The 14,730-nt window shown below is 72.8% G+C and carries 11 protein-coding genes; 4 read left to right on the forward strand and 7 right to left on the reverse strand.

What is annotated here, in order from left to right; translation table 11 throughout:
- The first annotated feature begins 106 nt into the window (after window positions 1–106).
- Window positions 107–1,165, forward strand: a complete 1,059-nt coding sequence (locus Srubr_RS07720; RefSeq protein ID WP_189996644.1) for an NAD(P)H-dependent flavin oxidoreductase — start codon at window positions 107–109, stop codon at window positions 1,163–1,165.
- A 31-nt stretch (window positions 1,166–1,196) separates the two neighbouring features.
- On the opposite strand, the gene Srubr_RS07725 is transcribed toward Srubr_RS07720, so the two are convergent.
- From Srubr_RS07725 to Srubr_RS07735, 3 genes are read right to left on the reverse strand one after another with little or no spacing between them, the layout of a single operon-like run.
- Window positions 1,197–2,354 carry an acetyl-CoA C-acetyltransferase gene (locus Srubr_RS07725; RefSeq protein ID WP_189996643.1) on the reverse strand — a complete coding sequence of 386 codons (1,158 nt, stop codon included), beginning with the start codon at window positions 2,352–2,354 and terminating at the stop codon, window positions 1,197–1,199.
- A 23-nt stretch (window positions 2,355–2,377) separates the two neighbouring features.
- Window positions 2,378–2,989 (reverse strand): TetR/AcrR family transcriptional regulator, encoded by a 612-nt coding sequence (locus Srubr_RS07730; protein WP_189996642.1) that lies wholly within the window; start codon window positions 2,987–2,989, stop codon window positions 2,378–2,380.
- Between the two features lie 26 nt (window positions 2,990–3,015).
- Window positions 3,016–3,801, reverse strand: coding sequence for an SDR family oxidoreductase (locus Srubr_RS07735; protein ID WP_189996641.1), 786 nt, complete (start codon window positions 3,799–3,801; stop codon window positions 3,016–3,018).
- A 50-nt stretch (window positions 3,802–3,851) separates the two neighbouring features.
- Here Srubr_RS07735 and Srubr_RS07740 point away from each other — a divergent pair, with 50 nt between their 5' ends.
- Together Srubr_RS07740 and Srubr_RS07745 are read left to right on the forward strand one after the other, a co-directional pair.
- Complete coding sequence (locus Srubr_RS07740; RefSeq protein ID WP_189996730.1) at window positions 3,852–4,991, forward strand: acyl-CoA dehydrogenase family protein; 1,140 nt, start codon at window positions 3,852–3,854, stop codon at window positions 4,989–4,991.
- Complete coding sequence (locus Srubr_RS07745; RefSeq protein WP_189996640.1) at window positions 4,991–5,944, forward strand: acyl-CoA dehydrogenase family protein; 954 nt, start codon at window positions 4,991–4,993, stop codon at window positions 5,942–5,944. The genes Srubr_RS07740 and Srubr_RS07745 overlap by 1 nt, the downstream gene beginning before the upstream one ends.
- Here Srubr_RS07745 and Srubr_RS07750 read toward each other — a convergent pair.
- On the reverse strand, window positions 5,941–6,282 hold the full coding sequence (locus tag Srubr_RS07750) for a MerR family transcriptional regulator (RefSeq protein WP_189996639.1): 342 nt from the start codon (window positions 6,280–6,282) through the stop codon (window positions 5,941–5,943). The genes Srubr_RS07745 and Srubr_RS07750 overlap by 4 nt on opposite strands.
- Before the next feature lie 60 nt (window positions 6,283–6,342).
- On the opposite strand from Srubr_RS07750, the gene Srubr_RS07755 reads away from it, so the two are divergent.
- Entirely contained in the window at window positions 6,343–7,215 is an 873-nt protein-coding gene (locus Srubr_RS07755) for an aldo/keto reductase (protein ID WP_189996638.1), read from the forward strand.
- Window positions 7,216–7,356: 141 nt separating this feature from the next.
- On the opposite strand, the gene Srubr_RS07760 is transcribed toward Srubr_RS07755, so the two are convergent.
- The 3 genes from Srubr_RS07760 to Srubr_RS07770 all read right to left on the reverse strand — a co-directional run bounded on the left by Srubr_RS07760 (window position 7,357) and on the right by Srubr_RS07770 (window position 14,594).
- Window positions 7,357–8,820 (reverse strand): glutamate synthase subunit beta, encoded by a 1,464-nt coding sequence (locus Srubr_RS07760; RefSeq protein ID WP_189996637.1) that lies wholly within the window; start codon window positions 8,818–8,820, stop codon window positions 7,357–7,359.
- Entirely contained in the window at window positions 8,813–13,324 is a 4,512-nt protein-coding gene (gene gltB, locus Srubr_RS07765) for a glutamate synthase large subunit (RefSeq protein WP_189996729.1), read from the reverse strand. Before gltB ends, Srubr_RS07760 begins: the two co-directional genes overlap by 8 nt.
- 538 nt (window positions 13,325–13,862) lie before the next feature.
- Window positions 13,863–14,594 carry a VIT1/CCC1 transporter family protein gene (locus Srubr_RS07770; RefSeq protein ID WP_189996636.1) on the reverse strand — a complete coding sequence of 244 codons (732 nt, stop codon included), beginning with the start codon at window positions 14,592–14,594 and terminating at the stop codon, window positions 13,863–13,865.
- Between the last annotated feature and the right edge of the window lie 136 nt (window positions 14,595–14,730).

Genomic DNA, 14,730 nt, shown 5'->3' on the forward strand with positions numbered 1-14,730 from the left:
GGGGGCCGGGCCCGACGGGGGTCCGTGCCGAGCCGGGGAACAGCGGGCCGCCGAAGACCCCGCAGAAGGCGACGACGAGCCCGGCGGCGCATGGGACGGAGGGCTGATGGAGACGGCGCTGACCCGGCTGGTCGGGGTGCGGTATCCGATCGTGCAGACCGGGATGGGATGGGTGGCCGGGCCGCGTCTGGTGTCGGCGGCGGCGAACGCCGGTGCCCTCGGCATCCTGGCGTCCGCGACGATGCCGCCCGGCCGGCTCCGGGAGGCGATACGGGAGGTCCGGTCCCGCACCGGGGCGCCGTTCGGGGTGAACCTGCGGGCCGACGCGGGCGACGCGGCCGACCGGGTGCGGATCCTGCTGGAGGAGGGGGTCCGGGTGGCCTCCTTCGCCCTGGCCCCCTCCCCCGGGCTGATCGCGGAGCTGAAGGCGGCGGGAGTGGTGGTGATCCCGTCCGTCGGGGCCCTGCGGCACGCCGAGAAGGTGGCGGCCTGGGGCGCGGACGCGGTGCTGGTGCAGGGCGGCGAGGGCGGCGGGCACACCGGCGAGGTGGCGACGAGCGTGCTGCTGCCGCAGGTGGTGGACGCGGTGGGAATCCCGGTCGTGGCGGCGGGCGGCTTCTTCGACGGGCGGGGCCTGGTGGCGGCGCTGGCGTACGGGGCGGCCGGGGTGGCGATGGGCACGCGGTTCCTGCTCACCTCCGACTCCACGGTGCCGGACGCGGTGAAGGCCCGGTACCTCGCGGCGACGGTCCGGGATGTCACGGTGACCCGCGCGGTGGACGGCCTGCCGCACCGGATGCTGCGCTCGGAGCTGGTGACGGCCCTGGAGCGGTCGGGCCGGCTCCGCGCCCTCGCCCACGCGGTACGGCGGGCGGCGGGCTTCCGGCGGCTGTCGGGGCTGACCTGGCGGCAGTTGCTCCGGGACGGCCTCGCCCTCCGGCACGGCAAGGACCTGTCCTGGAGTCAGACGCTGCTGGCGGCCAACACGCCGATGCTGCTGAAGTCGGCGATGGTGGACGGCCGTACGGACCTGGGGGTGATGGCGGCCGGGCAGGTCACCGGGGTGATCGGCGACCTGCCGTCGTGCGCGGAGCTGGTGCAGCGGATCATGAGGGAGGCGGAGGAGGTGCTGACCGGACTGGAGAAGCTGAGAGGCGCCCGGTGAGCCGGGGCGCGGACGGGCTGCGGGCGCCCGGTCACAGCCGTTCGATGATCGTCACGTTGGCCTGGCCGCCGCCCTCGCACATGGTCTGGAGGCCGTACCGGCCGCCGGTGCGCTCCAGTTCGTGCAGCAGGGTCGTCATCAGGCGGGCGCCGGTCGCGCCGAGCGGGTGGCCGAGGGCGATCGCGCCGCCGTTGACGTTGACCTTGCCGGGGTCGGCGCCGGTCTCCTTCAGCCAGGCGAGGACGACCGGGGCGAAGGCCTCGTTGATCTCCACGAGGTCGATGGCGTCGATGGTCAGGCCGGTCTTCTTCAGGGCGTGCGCGGTGGCCGGGATGGGCGCGGTGAGCATGCGGATGGGGTCCTCGCCGCGCGCGGAGAGGTGGTGGACGCGGGCGCGCGGGCGCAGTCCGTGGTCGCGTACGGCGCGCTCGGAGGCGATCAGCAGGGCCGCGGCCCCGTCGGAGACCTGGGAGGAGCAGGCCGCGGTGATGGTGCCGCCGTCGAGGACGGGCCGGAGCGCGGCCATCTTCTCCAGGGAGGTGTCCCGGCGCGGACCCTCGTCCACGGTGACCCGGCCGTGCGGGACGGTCTCGCGGACGAAGCGGCCGGTGTCGATGGCGCGCAGCGCGCGCCGGTGCGAGCGCAGGGCCCACTCCTCCTGCTCCACGCGGGAGATGCCCCAGTGGGCGGCGATCATCTCGGCGCCGGCGAACTGGTTGACGGGCCGGTCGCCGTAGCGGGCGCGCCAGCCGGTGCTGCCGTGGAAGGGGCCGTCGGTCAGGCCGAGGGGGACGGCCACCTGCCGGGAGGCGTAGGCGATCGGGACCTGGGACATGTTCTGCACCCCGCCCGCGACCACCAGGTCCTGGGTGCCGGAGAGCACGGCCTGCGCGGCGAAGTGCACCGCCTGCTGGGAGGAGCCGCACTGCCGGTCGACGGTCACGCCGGGCACCTCCTCGGGCAGGCCGGCGGCCAGCCAGCAGGTGCGGGCTATGTCCCCGGCCTGCGGGCCCACCGTGTCCAGGCAGCCGAAGACCACGTCGTCCACGGCGGCCGGGTCGATCCCGGAGCGTTCCATCAGCGCGGTGAGCACCCCGGCGCCCAGGTCGGCCGGGTGGACCGCGCTGAGTCCTCCTCCGCGCCGTCCGACGGGCGCGCGGACCGCTTCGACGATGTAGGCCTCGGCCATGACAACTCCCTACGGGAAAGGGGCTATTCGCGTACGGCGATCCCGTCCAGCACCATCGACAGGTACTGGCGGGCGATCTCCTCGGGGCTGTGCTTGCCGCCGGGCCGGTACCAGGAGGCGGCGACCCACACGGTGTCCCGGACGAACCGGTAGGTGAGCCGGATGTCGAGGTCCGCGCGGAAGACCCGCTCGGCGACCCCGCGTTCGAGCGTGCTGAGCCATGCCTTCTCGAACCGGCGCTGGGACTCGGCGAGGAAGGCGAACCGGTCCTGGGCGACGAGCTGCCGGCTCTCCTTCTGGTAGATCGCGACGGCGGCGCGGTGCCGGTCGATCTCCCGGAAGGACTCGGTGACCAGGGCTTCGAGGGTCTCGCGGGGCCCCAGCTCGGAGGCGAGGACGGTGTCGTAGCCGTCCCACAGCTCGTCGAGGAAGGTCCGCAGGATCTCCTCGAGCATCGACTCCTTGGAGTCGAAGTGGTAGTAGAGGCTGCCCGCGAGGATTCCGGCGTGGTCGGCGATCCGGCGGACGGTGGTGGCGTTGTAGCCGTGCTCGGCGAAGACCTCGGCAGCGGTGCTGAGGAGCTCGCCGCGCCGGGCCGCTGCCGCGGTCACCTGGGGTTTTTTCTTGGTCGGCACGCACCCATTGTGATCTGCTCCGGCCGTCAGGCGTGCTGGCTGCTGACGGCGACGACCTCGCCGGTCATGTAGGAGGAGTAGCCGGAGGCGAGGAAGACGATCACGTTGGCCACCTCCCAGGTCCGGGCGGGCCGGCCGAATGCCTCCCGTTCGGTCAGCTCGGCGAGCAGGCCGGGGGTGGTGACCTTCTCCAGGTGGGGGTGGAGGGCGAGGCTGGGCGCGACCGCGTTGACCCGGACGCCGAACGCGGCGGCCTCGACGGCCGCGCACCGGGTCAGCGCCATCACCCCGGCCTTGGCGGCGGCGTAGTGGGCCTGTCCGGCCTGGGCGCGCCAGCCGAGGACGGAGGCGTTGTTGACGATGACTCCGCCGCCGGCCCGGCGCATCGCGCGCAGGGCGGCGCGGGTGCAGCGGAAGGTGCCGCCGAGGGTGACGTCCAGGACGCGGGACCACTCCTCGTCGGTCATGTCGGCGAGGGCGGAGGTGCCGCCGAGTCCGGCGTTGTTGACGACGACGTCCAGCCGGCCGTGCGCGGCCGTGGCCGTCTCGAACAGCGCCCGCACCTGGGCGTCGTCGGTGACGTCGCAGGGCGTCGCGGTGACCGCGCCGGGGAACTCCCGGCCCAGTTCCCGCTCGTGCTCCTTGAGGCGGCGCGGGTGGGCGTCGCTGATCAGCACCCGTGCGCCCTCTTCCAGGAAGCGGCGGGCGGTGGCCGCGCCGATGCCGGTGCCGGCCGCGGCGGTGACGACGGCGGTGCGGCCGCGGAGCAGTCCGTGCCCGGGGACGTAGGCCGGGCTCTCGACGCCTGTCATAGGGCCACGCTAACCTACCAAACACTTGTTAGGGAAGGGTGGTGACGGCGGTGGACCTGTCGCTCTCCACGGTGGACGAGGAGTTCCGCGCCGAGGCCCGGGCGTGGCTGGCGGCGCATGTGCCGCGCACCCCGCTTCCGTCCCTGGAGACGGCGGAGGGTTTCGCGGCCCACCGCGCCTGGGAGGCCGAACTGGCCGCGGACCGCTGGTCGGTGGTGTCGTGGCCGGAGCGGTACGGCGGGCGGGACGCCGGGCTGCTGCGGTGGCTGGTGTTCGAGGAGGAGTACTGGGCGGCGGGGGCGCCTGGCCGGGTGGGGCAGAACGGGATCAGCCTGCTCGCGCCGACGCTGTTCGCGTACGGCACCGAGGAGCAGCGCGCGCGGGTGCTGCCGCCGATGGCCACCGGCGAGGTGGTGTGGGCGCAGGCCTGGTCGGAGCCGGAGGCGGGCTCGGACCTGGCCGCGCTGACCTCCCGGGCGGTGCGGACGGACGGCGGCTGGCTGCTGGCCGGGCAGAAGACCTGGTCCTCGCGGGCCGCGTTCGCCGACCGGGCCTTCGGCCTGTTCCGCAGCGACCCGGCGGCGCCTGAGCCGCACCAGGGGCTCACGTATCTGATGTTCGACCTCCGGGCCCCCGGGGTGACGGTCCGTCCGATCGGCAGGCTGGACGGCAGACCGGCGTTCGCGGAGGTCTTCCTGGACGGGGTGTTCGTCCCGGACGAGGACGTGATCGGCGAGCCGGGGCAGGGCTGGCGGATCGCGATGTCCACGGCGGGCGACGAGCGCGGGATCACCCTGCGCTCCCCGGGCCGCTTCCTGGCCGCCGCCGCGCGGCTGCGGGAGCTGTGGCGGGCCCAGGGCTCGCCCGCGCACGCCCGGGCCCGGGTCGCCGACGCCCTGGTCCGGGCGCGCGCCTACCAGCTGTTCGCCTACGCCGCCGTCTCCCGCCTGCTGGAGGGCGCCCGGCTCGGGCCGGAGTCCAGCATGAACAAGGTGTTCTGGTCCGAGCTGGACCTGGCGCTGCACGAGACGGCGCTGGATCTGCTGGGCCCGGAGGGCGAGCTCGCCGACGGCGCCTGGGCCGAGGGGTACGTCTTCGCGCTGGCCGGGCCGGTCTACGCGGGCACGAACGAGATCCAGCGGGACATCGTCGCCGAGCGGCTGCTCGGCCTGCCGAAGGGACGCCGCTGATGCGCTTCCACCCCGACGCCGGGCAGCGGGCGTTCGCCGGTTCGCTGCACGCGCTGCTGACCGCCGCCGGCACCCCGGCGGTGGCCCGGGACTGGGCCCGCGGCGACCACGCGCGCGGGCGCGCGCTGTGGTCGCGGATCGCCGGGGCGGGGGTGTTCGGGCTCGCGGTGGCGGAGGAGTACGGCGGGGCGGGGCCGCATCCGGTGGACCTGGCGGTGGCCTTCGTGGAGCTGGGCCGGCACGCGGTGCCCGGTCCGCTGGCCGAGACGGTCGGGGCGGCCGTGCTCCTCGCCGGATCGGCGTCGGCGCGGCGCTTCCTGCCCGAGCTGGCGGCCGGGACGGAGCTGGCGACGGTGGCGGCGCCCGGGGGCTGGGCCGTCGACGGCGACGCGGCCTCGGTGCGGCTGCGCCCGGCGGCCGAGGGCCTGTATCTGTCCACGGCGCCGCCCGGCCCGGCGCGCCGTTCCCTGGACCCGGCCCGCCGGCTGACCCGGCTCGCCCCCGCCGGTGAACTCCTGCGCGCCGCCGCGCCGTACGACCGGGCGCTGCTGTGGACCCGGCTGGCCACCGCCGCGCAGGCCCTCGGCGTGGGGCTGGCGCTGCTCGACCGGACGGTGGACCACGTGCGGCGCCGCACCCAGTTCGGCGTGCCCGTCGGCTCCTTCCAGGCCGTCAAGCACCGCCTGGCCGACGCGAAGACCGCCCTGGAGTTCGCCCGCCCCCTGGTGTTCGGCGCGGCGGTGTCCCTGCGCCCGGCGGAGGTGGCCGCCGCGAAACTGGCCGCGGGCGAGGCGGCGTACACGACGGCGCGGACGGCGCTGCACCTGCACGGCGCGATCGGGTACACGGCGGAGTACGACCTGTCCCTGTGGCTGACCAAGGCCCGGGCGCTGCGCTCGGCGTGGGGCACGCCCGAGGAGTGCCGGGACCTGGTGCTCGCCCAAGGGCTCTAGGCGGTCGTGGTCAGCAGCCGGGTCAGCGAGGCGCGGGAGCCCTCCAGGCGGGCGATGCGTTCCTCGATGCCCTGCAACTGCTCGACCAGCACCGGGGTCAGGCACGGCTCGACCTCGGCCTCGCTGCCGCACACGCAGTCCAGGACCTCGCGGATGACCCGGGTGGGCAGTCCGGCGTCCAGGAGGGCGCGGATCCGGCGTACGGTCCGGGGGGCGCCGTCGTCGTACACGCGCTGCCCGCCGGGGGTGCGGCCGGCGACGAGCAGCCCCTGCTCCTCGTAGTACCGCAGCAGCCGGACGCTCACGCCGGTCGTACGGGCCAGCTCCCCGATCCTCACTGTGAACCCCCTCACATCCGCTTGAAGCTCACATCCATGTCAGCTCCTAGCGTCACAGCCATGACGAACCCGACTGTATTCCGCATCGGTGGCGACCTGGAGGTCCGGCGGATCGGCTACGGCGCGATGCGCCTGGCGAACGCCCCGCACGAGCGGTCCGGCATGACCGCGCCCATCTGGACCGCCCCCACCGACCGCGCCGACGCCGTACGGCTGCTGCGCCGGGCCGCCGAGCTGGGCGTGACCCTGTTCGACACCGCCGACGCCTACGCGCTGGGCTCCAACGAGGAGTTGCTGGCCGAGGCGCTGCACCCCTACCGCGACGGCGTCGTGATCGCCACCAAGGCGGGTGTGCTGCGGCCCAGCCCGACGGAGTGGATCACCCACGGGCACCCGGCGTACCTGCGACAGCAGGCCGAGCTGAGCCTGCGCCGACTGCGCACCGACCGCATCGACCTGTTCCAGCTGCACCGCATCGACCCGGACTATCCGCTCGCGGACCAGATCGGCGCCCTCAAGCAGCTCCAGGAGGAGGGCAAGGTACGGCACATCGGGCTGTCGGAGGTCTCGGTGGCGGAGCTGACCGCCGCCTCGGCCATCGCGCCGATCGCCAGTGTGCAGAACGTGTACAACCTGGCCACCCGCGGCCATGACCCGGTGATCGACCACACCGCCGAGGCCGGCATCGCCTTCCTGCCGTACTTCCCGGTCGCCATGGGCGCGCACGCGGCCGACGGCGGGCCGCTCGCCGCCGTCGCCGCGGAACTCGGCGCGACCCGCGCGCAGACCGCCCTGGCCTGGCTGCTGCACCGCGCGCCGAACATCGTCCCGATCCCCGGCACCTCCTCCCCCGCGCACCTGGCGGAGAACGTCGCCGCGCTCGGGCTCACCCTCACCGAGGAGCAGTTCGAGCGGATCGACGCGGGCGGGTGACGCCCGGTCGGGCACATGCAACGACGCCTGCCCAGTGTCCGGTCGGGGACAGGCGGGCAGGCGCCGTCAGTGTTCCGTACGCCTTTGTACGTAACGTCTGTGCGGGCCCCGGGAGGTCCCCGGGGCCCGGTGTGTCGCGCGTCAGACCGCCAGGGCGCGGTCCGTCGGGCGGATCGGGGCCGGCAGGTCGCTGGCCCCGGTCAGGTAGCGGTCGACTCCGCGGGCGGCCGAGCGGCCCTCCGCGATCGCCCAGACGATGAGGGACTGGCCGCGGCCGGCGTCACCGGCGACGAACACACCCGGCACGTTGGTCTGGAAGTCGGCGTCGCGGGCGATGTTACCCCGTTCGTCGAGGTCTAGACCAAACTGCTCGACCAGGCCGTTCTCCCGGTCGGTGCCGGTGAAGCCCATGGCGAGGGTCACCAGCTGGGCCGGGATCTTCCGCTCGGTGCCCGGCTTCGGGGTCAGCCTGCCGTCGATGAACTCCACCTCGGTGAGATGCAGCCACTGGACGTTGCCGTCCTCGTCGCCCTCGAAGTGGGTGGTGGAGACGGAGTAGACCCGCTCGCCGCCCTCCTCGTGGGCCGAGGTGACCTTGTAGAGCATCGGGAAGGTCGGCCAGGGCTGGGCGACCGGGTTCCGCTCGTCGTTCGGGCGGGGCATGATCTCCAGCTGGGTGACGGAGGCCGCGCCCTGCCGGTGGGCGGTGCCGACGCAGTCCGCGCCGGTGTCGCCGCCGCCGATGACGACGACGTGCTTGCCCTCGGCGGAGACGGGCGGCACCACGTAGTCGCCCTCCTGCACCTTGTTGGCCAGGGGCAGGTACTCCATGGCCTGGTAGACGCCCTTCAGCTCCCGGCCGGGGACGGGAAGGTCGCGGGCGGTCGTGGCACCGGCGGCGATCACGATCGCGTCGTAGCGCTTCTTCAGGTCGGTCGCCTTGATGTCGCGGCCGATCTCCACGCCGGTGCGGAACCGGGTGCCCTCCGCGCGCATCTGCTCGATACGGCGGTTGATGTGCCGCTTCTCCATCTTGAACTCGGGGATGCCGTACCGCAGGAGGCCCCCGACGCGGTCCGCGCGCTCGTAGACGGCGACCGTGTGGCCGGCCCGGGTCAGCTGCTGGGCGGCGGCGAGCCCCGCCGGGCCCGAGCCGATGACCGCGACGGTCTTGCCGGACAGGCGCTCGGGGATCTGCGGGGCGACGTCCCCGGTCTCCCACGCCTTGTCGATGATCGAGACCTCGACGTTCTTGATGGTGACCGGCGCCTGGTTGATGCCCAGCACGCAGGCCGACTCGCACGGGGCCGGGCAGAGCCGGCCGGTGAACTCCGGGAAGTTGTTGGTGGCGTGCAGCCGCTCGGAGGCGGCGGCCCAGTCCTCGCGGTAGGCGTAGTCGTTCCACTCGGGGATCAGGTTCCCCAGCGGACAGCCGTTGTGGCAGAACGGGATGCCGCAGTCCATGCAGCGGCTGGCCTGCTTGCTGATGATCGGCAGCAGGGAGCCGGGGACGTAGACCTCGTTCCAGTCCTTGACCCGCTCGGCGACGGGGCGGGTCTCGGCGACCTCACGGCCGTGGTTCAGGAAGCCCTTCGGGTCAGCCATTGCTCGCCGCCTCCATCATCTTCTCGGTGACCTCGGTCTCGGAGAGACCGGCTCGCTCGGCGGCGTCCTTGGCGGCGAGCACTGCCTTGTACGTGCTGGGGATGATCTTGCTGAAGCGCTCCACGGCCGTGCCCCAGTCGGCCAGCAGCTTCTCCGCGACGGTCGAGCCGGTCTCCTCGGCGTGCCGGCGCACCACGTCGTGCAGCCACTGCTTGTCCGCCTCGTCCAGCGCCTCGATCGCGCCGGCGTTGCCGGCGTTGACGTTGTCGCGGTCGAGGTCGACGACGTAGGCGACGCCGCCGGACATGCCCGCCGCGAAGTTGCGGCCGGTCGGGCCGAGGACGACCGCGTGACCGCCGGTCATGTACTCGCAGCCGTGGTCGCCCACGCCCTCGGAGACGACCAGCGCGCCGGAGTTGCGGACGCAGAACCGCTCGCCGGTGCGGCCGCGCAGGAACAGCTCGCCGCCGGTGGCGCCGTAGGCGATGGTGTTGCCCGCGATGGTCGAGTACTCGGCGAGGTGGTCGGCGGCCCGGTCCGGGCGGACGACGATCCGGCCGCCGGACAGGCCCTTGCCGACGTAGTCGTTGGCGTCGCCCTCCAGGCGCAGCGTGACGCCGCGCGGCAGGAACGCGCCGAAGGACTGGCCGGCGGAGCCGGTGAAGGTGATGTCGATGGTGTCGTCGGGCAGGCCCGCGCCGCCGAACTTCTTCGTCACCTCGTGGCCGAGCATGGTGCCGACCGTGCGGTTGATGTTGCGGATGGCGACCTGGGCGCGCACCGGCTGGGCCTCGGTCGCGTCGTTCGCGGCCAGGGCGTCGGCGGCGAGCTTGATCAGCTCGTTGTCCAGGGCCTTCTCCAGGCCGTGGTCCTGGGCGGCCACCTGGTGGCGGACGGCACCCTCGGGTAGCTCGGGCACGTGGAACAGCGGCTCCAGGTCCAGGCCCTGCGCCTTCCAGTGGTCCACCGCGCGCTCGACGTCCAGCACCTCGGCGTGGCCGACGGCCTCCTCGATGGAGCGGAAGCCCAGCTCGGCCAGCAGCTCGCGGACCTCCTCGGCGATGAACGTGAAGAAGTTCACCACGTGCTCGGCCTTGCCGGCGAAGCGGTCGCGCAACACCGGGTTCTGGGTGGCGATGCCGACCGGACAGGTGTCCAGGTGGCACACGCGCATCATCACGCAGCCGGAGACGACCAGCGGGGCGGTCGCGAAACCGAACTCCTCGGCGCCGAGCAGCGCGGCGATGACCACGTCCCGGCCGGTCTTCAGCTGACCGTCGGTCTGGACGACGATCCGGTCGCGCAGGCCGTTGAGCAGCAGGGTCTGCTGGGTCTCGGCCAGGCCCAGCTCCCAGGGGCCGCCCGCGTGCTTCAGCGAGGTGAGCGGGGAGGCGCCGGTGCCGCCGTCGTGGCCGGAGATCAGCACGACGTCCGCGTGCGCCTTGGACACACCGGCCGCGACCGTGCCGACGCCGACCTCGGAGACCAGCTTCACGTGGATCCGCGCCCGCGGGTTCGCGTTCTTCAGGTCGTGGATCAGCTGGGCCAGGTCCTCGATGGAGTAGATGTCGTGGTGCGGCGGCGGGGAGATGAGCCCCACACCCGGCGTCGAGTGACGGGTCCTGGCGACCCACGGGTAGACCTTGTGGCCGGGCAGCTGGCCGCCCTCGCCGGGCTTGGCGCCCTGGGCCATCTTGATCTGGATGTCGTCCGCGTTGACCAGGTACTCGCTCGTCACGCCGAAGCGGCCGGAGGCGACCTGCTTGATGGCGCTGCGCCGCGCGGGGTCGTACAGGCGCTCCGGGTCCTCGCCGCCCTCACCGGTGTTGGACTTGCCGCCGAGCTGGTTCATGGCGATGGCGAGGGTCTCGTGCGCCTCCTTGGAGATGGAGCCGTACGACATGGCGCCGGTGGAGAAGCGCTTGACGATCTCGCTCGCCGGCTCGACCTCGTCCAGCGGGATCGGCTTGCGGTCGGACTTGAAGCCGAACAGGCCGCGCAGCGTCATCAGGCGCTCGGACTGCTCGTTCACCCGGGAGGTGTACTTCTTGAAGATGTCGTAGCGGCCGGTCCGCGTGGAGTGCTGGAGGCGGAAGACCGTCTCCGGGTCGAACAGGTGCGGTTCGCCCTCGCGGCGCCACTGGTACTCGCCGCCGATCTCCAGCGCGCGGTGCGCCGGGGCGATGCCGGAGGCCGGGTAGGCCTTGGCGTGGCGGGCGGCGACCTCTTGGGCGATGACGTCGATACCGACGCCGCCGATCTTGGTGGCGGTGCCGTTGAAGTACTTCGCCACGAAGCCCTCGTCCAGGCCGACGGCCTCGAAGACCTGGGCGCCGCGGTAGGAGGCGACGGTGGAGATGCCCATCTTGGACATGACCTTCAGCACGCCCTTGCCGAGGGCGTAGATCAGGTTCTTGATGGCCTGCTCGGGCTCGATGCCGTTCAGGAAGGTGCCCGCGCGCAGCAGGTCCTCCACCGACTCCATGGCCAGGTAGGGGTTGACGGCGGCGGCGCCGTAGCCGATGAGCAGGGCGACGTGGTGCACCTCGCGGACGTCGCCGGCCTCCACCAGCAGGCCCACGTGGGTGCGCTGCTTGGTGCGGATGAGGTGGTGGTGGACGGCCGCGGTGAGCAGCAGCGACGGGATCGGCGCGTGCTCGGCGTCGGAGTGCCGGTCGGACAGGACGATCAGCCGGGCGCCGTTGTCGATGGCGGCGTCCGCCTCGGCGCAGATCTCCTCGATCCGCGCGGCGAGGGCGTCACCGCCGCCGGAGACCCGGTACAGGCCGGAGAGCGTGGCGGCCTTGAAGCCGGGCATGTCGCCGTCGGCGTTGATGTGGATGAGCTTGGCCAGCTCGTCGTTGTCGATCACCGGGAAGGGCAGCACGACGGAGCGGCAGGAGGCGGCGGTCGGCTCCAGCAGGTTGCCCTGCGGGCCGAGCGGGCTGCGCAGGGAGGTGACCAGCTCCTCGCGGATCGCGTCCAGCGGCGGGTTGGTGACCTGCGCGAACAGCTGGGTGAAGTAGTCGAACAGCAGCCGCGGGCGCTCGGACAGGGCCGCGATCGGGGAGTCCGTGCCCATGGAGCCGATCGGCTCGGCGGCGGTGCGGGCCATCGGGGCGAGGATGACGCGCAGCTCTTCCTCGGTGTAGCCGAAGGTCTGCTGGCGGCGGGTGACCGAGGCGTGGGTGTGCACGATGTGCTCGCGCTCGGGCAGGTCGCCCAGCTCGATCTCGCCGGCCTCCAGCCACTCGGCGTAGGGCTTCTCGGCGGCGAGGGACGCCTTGATCTCGTCGTCCTCGATGATGCGGTGCTCGGCGGTGTCGACGAGGAACATCCGGCCGGGCTGGAGGCGGCCCTTGCGGACGACCTTGGCCGGGTCGATGTCCAGGACGCCGACCTCGGAGCCGAGGACGACGAGGCCGTCGTCGGTGACCCAGTAGCGGCCGGGGCGCAGGCCGTTGCGGTCGAGCACGGCACCGACCTGGGTGCCGTCGGTGAAGGTGACGCAGGCGGGGCCGTCCCAGGGCTCCATCATCGTGGAGTGGTACTGGTAGAAGGCGCGCCGGGCCGGGTCCATGGAGACGTGGTTCTCCCACGCCTCCGGGATCATCATCAGCACGGAGTGCGGCAGCGAACGGCCGCCCAGGTGCAGCAGCTCCAGCACCTCGTCGAAGGAGGCGGAGTCGGAGGCGTCCGGGGTGCAGACCGGGAAGAGGCGGTCCAGCTTCTCCTGCGGGCCGAACAGGTCGGAGGCCAGCTGGGACTCGCGGGCGACCATCCAGTTGCGGTTGCCCTTGACGGTGTTGATCTCACCGTTGTGCGCGATGAACCGGTACGGGTGCGCCAGCGGCCACGACGGGAAGGTGTTGGTGGAGAACCGGGAGTGCACCAGCGCGATCGCGGAGGCGAACCGGCGGTCGGACAGGTCCGGGAAGAAGGGCTCGAGCTGGCCGGTGGTCAGCATGCCCTTGTAGACGATGGTCCGGGCGGACAGGGAGGGGAAGTAGACCCCGGCCTCGCGCTCGGCGCGCTTGCGCAGCACGAACGCCTTGCGGTCCAGGACGATGCCCTCGCTGGCCCTGTCGGTCACGAAGATCTGCCGGAACACCGGCATGGTGGAGCGGGCGGTGGCGCCCAGCAGCTCCGGGGCGACCGGGACGGCGCGCCAGCCGAGGACCGTCAGGCCCTCCTCGGCGGCGATCGTCTCGATACGTGAGACGGCGTCCTCGGTCCCCTCCTCCGGCAGGAAGGCGATGCCTACCGCATAGGAGCCGGCCGCGGGAAGGTCGAATCCGGCCACGTCACGGAGGAAGGCGTCGGGCACCTGGGAGAGGATGCCCGCGCCGTCGCCGGAGTCCGGCTCGGAGCCGGTGGCGCCGCGGTGCTCCAGGTTGCGCAGGACGGTGAGCGCCTGCTCGACCAGGGTGTGGGAGGCCTCGCCGGTGAGGGTGGCGACGAAACCGACGCCGCAGGCGTCGTGTTCGTTGCGGGGGTCGTACATACCCTGCGCAGCAGGGCGAGCATCCATGAACGACCAGTTCCGGCCGTTCGTGGAGTGCTGGGACGGCTGGCGCGGCGTACGCATCGGCTCTCCCGTCGTCGTCATCTGGCATGTGGCAGGTGCCGAGGGACGACGTTGGCCCTCTGCGTGAGATCTGCGATGAGATCAAAATTTCGTGCAGGTTACATGATGGAGCGGTTCCCGGGAACCGGATAGTTCATTCCAGCATGCGGACACCGCGGTCGCGGCGGAGGTGCCGCGCGAACGCGGCGGATGCCGTGTGGTGACGGCGCGGTGCCGTCCGGGACGGCGGGTGCCGTGCGGTGACGGCGACGTTGTGGGGGGCCGTGACGGACAGGATCGGTCGGATCGCGTCCGGCGCGGCCCGAGGGGGCCGGAGCGGGCGTCATCACCCGTCCCGAGGGGGCGCGGCAGGCGTCATTGCCCACAGCGCTTACGGCTCATGCCCCGCGGCGAAGCAGTCGAAACCAGCTGGTAACGAGTACTTATGCGGCCCATCGCATAGGTACCGGTCGGGCTATCCTACGGCCGTTCCGAACAGACTGCCCAGGGCGTACGTCACACCGGCCGCCGCACCGCCCAGCCCGAGCTGCCGCAGTCCGCTGAACCACCAGGTCCGCGCGGTCACCTTGGCCACCACGGCACCGCAGGCGAAGAGCCCGGCGAGGGCGAGCAGCACGGCGGGCCACAGCGCGGTCGCGCCGAGCAGGTACGGCAGGACGGGCAGCAGGGCGCCCAGGGCGAACGACCCGAACGACGACACGGCGGCGACCAGCGGGGAGGGCAGGTCGCCGGGGTCGATGCCCAGCTCCTCACGGGCGTGGATCTCCAGGGCCTGCTCGGGATCGCTGGACAGCTGCCGGGCGACCTGCCGGGCCAGCTCCGGCTCCACCCCGCGGGCCGCGTACAGCGCGGCCAGCTCCGCCTCCTCGTCCTGCGGGTGCTTGCGCAGCTCACGGCGCTCGACGTCGAGTTCCGCCTCGACCAGTTCGCGCTGGGAGGCGACGGAGGTGTACTCCCCGGCCGCCATGGAGAAGGCACCGGCCGCGAGGCCGGCGAGACCGGTGATGACAATGGTGTGCTGGCTCACGGAGCCGCCGGCCACGCCGGTCATCAGGGCGAGGTTGGAGACCAGGCCGTCCATGGCGCCGAAGACCGCGGGCCGCAGCCATCCCCCGTTGACATCGCGGTGGGTGTGGTTGTCACGGTGCGCTTCGTGCAGCGCCGCCTCGGTTTCGATGATGGCCATGCGGGCCCCCCAGGAGAGCTTAGCCAAAGCTAACTTTGGACTGGTTCTACTTTTCGACAAGCCCAAATCTACGCCGCCGGCTCGCCCTTCGCCAGCAAGGAAAGGCTCCGCTAACCTGCGGTTTCCGCTTCCGGCC

Source organism: Streptomyces rubradiris (assembly GCF_016860525.1).
GTDB classification, from domain to species: Bacteria; Actinomycetota; Actinomycetes; order Streptomycetales; family Streptomycetaceae; genus Streptomyces; species Streptomyces rubradiris.

What these genes read in the sequence shown, in the direction of transcription:
- Srubr_RS07720 (WP_189996644.1), top strand. Translation starts at nt 107, where the DNA reads ATGGAGACGGCGCTGACCCGGCTGGTCGGGGTGCGGTATCCGATCGTG.
- Srubr_RS07725 (WP_189996643.1), bottom strand. Translation starts at nt 2,354, where the DNA reads ATGGCCGAGGCCTACATCGTCGAAGCGGTCCGCGCGCCCGTCGGACGG.
- Srubr_RS07735 (WP_189996641.1), bottom strand. Translation starts at nt 3,801, where the DNA reads ATGACAGGCGTCGAGAGCCCGGCCTACGTCCCCGGGCACGGACTGCTC.
- Srubr_RS07745 (WP_189996640.1), top strand. Translation starts at nt 4,991, where the DNA reads ATGCGCTTCCACCCCGACGCCGGGCAGCGGGCGTTCGCCGGTTCGCTG.
- Srubr_RS07755 (WP_189996638.1), top strand. Translation starts at nt 6,343, where the DNA reads ATGACGAACCCGACTGTATTCCGCATCGGTGGCGACCTGGAGGTCCGG.
- Srubr_RS07760 (WP_189996637.1), bottom strand. Translation starts at nt 8,820, where the DNA reads ATGGCTGACCCGAAGGGCTTCCTGAACCACGGCCGTGAGGTCGCCGAG.
- gltB (WP_189996729.1), bottom strand. Translation starts at nt 13,324, where the DNA reads ATGTACGACCCCCGCAACGAACACGACGCCTGCGGCGTCGGTTTCGTC.
- Srubr_RS07770 (WP_189996636.1), bottom strand. Translation starts at nt 14,594, where the DNA reads ATGGCCATCATCGAAACCGAGGCGGCGCTGCACGAAGCGCACCGTGAC.